This is a genomic window from Mesorhizobium sp. M7A.F.Ca.CA.001.10.2.1 (assembly GCF_003998575.1).
Classification (GTDB): Bacteria; Pseudomonadota; Alphaproteobacteria; order Rhizobiales; family Rhizobiaceae; genus Mesorhizobium.
Map to the genome: position 1 here is coordinate 1 of NZ_RZQY01000725.1, position 2,906 is coordinate 2,906.

2 protein-coding genes are annotated in these 2,906 nt (G+C 55.6%); one reads left to right on the top strand and one right to left on the bottom strand.

Annotated features, from left to right (window positions below):
• A partial coding sequence (locus EN964_RS30690) for an acetyl-CoA carboxylase biotin carboxylase subunit family protein (RefSeq protein ID WP_373565080.1) occupies nucleotides 1-488 on the bottom strand: 488 nt, incomplete at its 3' end.
• Nucleotides 489-1,432: 944 nt separating this feature from the next.
• Here EN964_RS30690 and EN964_RS30695 point away from each other — a divergent pair.
• Nucleotides 1,433-2,650 (top strand): acetyl-CoA carboxylase biotin carboxylase subunit family protein, encoded by a 1,218-nt coding sequence (locus EN964_RS30695; protein ID WP_127266827.1) that lies wholly within the window; start codon nucleotides 1,433-1,435, stop codon nucleotides 2,648-2,650.
• The last annotated feature ends 256 nt before the right edge of the window (nucleotides 2,651-2,906 follow it).

Consider the following 2,906-nt stretch of genomic DNA (forward strand, 5'->3'; position numbering starts at 1 on the left):
CCGCAGCTCCCGCTGCCGACGGCTGGCTTAAGAACTACCGGCAGCCCAATCTCTGCGGCAGCGCTTTCTACCTCCATAGCATCCACTGCCAAGCGGTAAGCAGGCATAGCAATCCCAGCCTCCGCTAGAAGCTGACGTTGAGTGAACTTGTCGCAGCATCGTTCAACCGATGCGGGGTTCGGTCCCGGAAGACCGAAATGCCGACAAAGCTTGCCAACTGTCGCATAGATCGACTCGTCGAGCCCCGAGAAGCCAGTGATACCACGAATGTCATAGGTAGTACCTAGTCGGGAACATTCATGAACCAGCGCATCGATGTCGTCTGTATCGACGCGGACGGCATCAATCCCTTCCGCAGCAAGATATGTGTACTGAGCTGGATCAGCCGACAAGGTAATTGTATGAAGCCCAAGACTCTGGGCCGCTTTCACGTAGGGCAGACCGATGCTCCTGTGGCCTTCTAGCAGAATGAGCGCTCTATTTGTCATTTGGTATTGCCTCTCGGTGATGGCCAAGTCACGAGCGTTAATCGGTGTCACCTTTTTCGCGTTCTTTTGTCATGCTCGTGCTGAAGAGTACCAGCGTCAGCGCAAAAGTTCCGTGAATCTATTGTAAAGATTTGTGCGCATGTACACTCGCGAGATGCACCTCGGCGCTCCGCCAGGCTTCGGATCAAGATTTTCGCGTCCGCCGATGGCACATTCGATGCGCCTTCCAGATAATGTCGCGAATCGCTCCCAGCAACAACCCCCTCGAGCCGGAGCCAAGGCGTAGCTGACCCTGGCATAACGCTAAGTTCAGGCCGCTGCGACTGAGGCGCGTAGATCCCGCTCTCGCTCTCTATCGTAGGTGGTGGGAAGCTACCCGTGGTCGTGGCGGCCATCTCGCGCGTAAATAGTGAGTTTCCCACCGTGGCCCAGCCCCGGTGTACAGCGGACTGGGCCGAGGCTCGTCAACGACGTGCCCACAGGAGGCGGCCAACTCGACGGTGCGCGTTGCCTTGGCTTCGTTCCCGAGGCGTGGGTACAGAACGCTAGACCAATCGCAATTAGAGAAGCCCGCTTCGGTCAGCGCGCTTATGATGCGACTAACGACGTCAGTATGGCCCAGATCCACCTTTGTTGGCCAGCGTCATGGCGGCAAAGCAGTCGGACTGGCTGGAACTGCACACGGTCGGGGATGGAGCTCAGAGACGACGGTTGACCAGACTCTCGTCCGCGGGTTGGATACCCTCCGTGTTTTCGTCTCGGGGCTTCCTGGTCGAAAGGCGGGCGGCGGGTGAATTGGCTCAGCCACATTGAAACAATATCTTCAAGTAACTTTACCATCTCTTTGCAAATAAACGTCCTCGAAAATGCTACCTCACCGCAGGCCCACAGTTGGTTGAATTCGCTCGGGCCGCCGTGTCGCACTTATCCGAGGGTCAATAGCAATGGCAAGAGCGCTCATCCTGATCGAAGGTTCAAGCAACGGACCTCTTTATATGCAAGCAGCCAAGCGTCTTGGCCTTCATCCAGTCACACTATCGGCTGATCCAGCTAAGTACACATATCTTGCTGCGGAAGGGAATGATGCCGTCCGCGTCGATACAGACGACATCAATGCGCTGGTTCATGAGTGCTCACGACTAGGTACTACCTATGACATTGCTGGAATTACTGGCTTTGTGAGCCGCGGGGAGATTGTATATGTGACAGTTGGTAGGCTCTGCCGACATTTCGGTCTCCCGGGGCCGAATCCCGAGTCTGTTGAACGATGCTGCGACAAGTTCACTCAACGTCAGATCCTCGAGGAGGCTGGCGTTCCCATTCCCCTTTATCGATTGGCAGCAGATGCGACGGAGGTAGAAAGCGCTGCCGCAGAGATTGGGCTGCCGGTAGTTCTTAAGCCAGCTGTCGGCAACGGTAGCACCGGTGTCAGATTGTGCCGCAACCTTGATGAGCTAACGCAACATACAACATACTTGTTGGGCAGCGGGAAGCGAATTTCGCGCCCCCCCCGTAGGATGCTTGTCGAACAATTCGCAGAAGGTCCATACTACGAAGCCGAGATAATGGGCAAGTCAGTAGTTGGTGTTACTGCCGCTGAGTTCGAAGCCCCCCCACATTTCGTGTTTCGTGAGAGCATCTTTCCGGCCCTGCTCAGCGATGATGAACGCAATTGTATAGCCGACGTTTCGCTGAGCTGTCTGGAGGCTCTCGGACTTGGATGGGGACCGGCAAATATAGAATTCAGGTGGACAAACCGTGGCCCAGTCGTCATTGAAGTCAATCCGCGTCTAGCGGAGGGTATCACTCCTCGGATAGTCCGGCTAGCCTATGGTGTCGATCTCGTCGCGGAACATATCAAGCTCGTCATCGGCAACGAATGGGACTTGCGCAGTAGGCATTCGCACACCGTGGCCACACGGATCCTCGTTCCGGATCGCGACGGCATTCTCGATTGGATCGAAGGCGACAAATTAGCGGCTGCTATACCAGGTGTTGTAGAAGTTGAACTGTACGTTGCATCCAAGGACCTGATTGTTAGGAGAGGCGATTGGAGAGACCGCATGGGACACGTCATTGCCGCTTCACCCAGTCCGATTCTGGCCAAGGCGATACTTCAGCGTTCGGTCGACCTGATCGATTGGTCCATCATAGATCGATGAGCAGCCCCTAGCGGCGGAAGAGGGGCGGTGAGGTACTGATTCTTTTACCTGTGCAGGATCGCCTCACGGGCAATCGGCTAGGGGGCGTGGGTTTTCTGGTGCTCAGTCTGCCGACGAGCAGAGCGTTTTGGCCGGGGCGACTGTCGCGCAACAGGATCACCGACCAACTTCGGTCGCACTCTCGCATCAGAAGCCCCACCCTCCGGAAGAAAGGCTTCAAAAAACTTTAAAATAACTTTAGTGATTGTTTGCATTC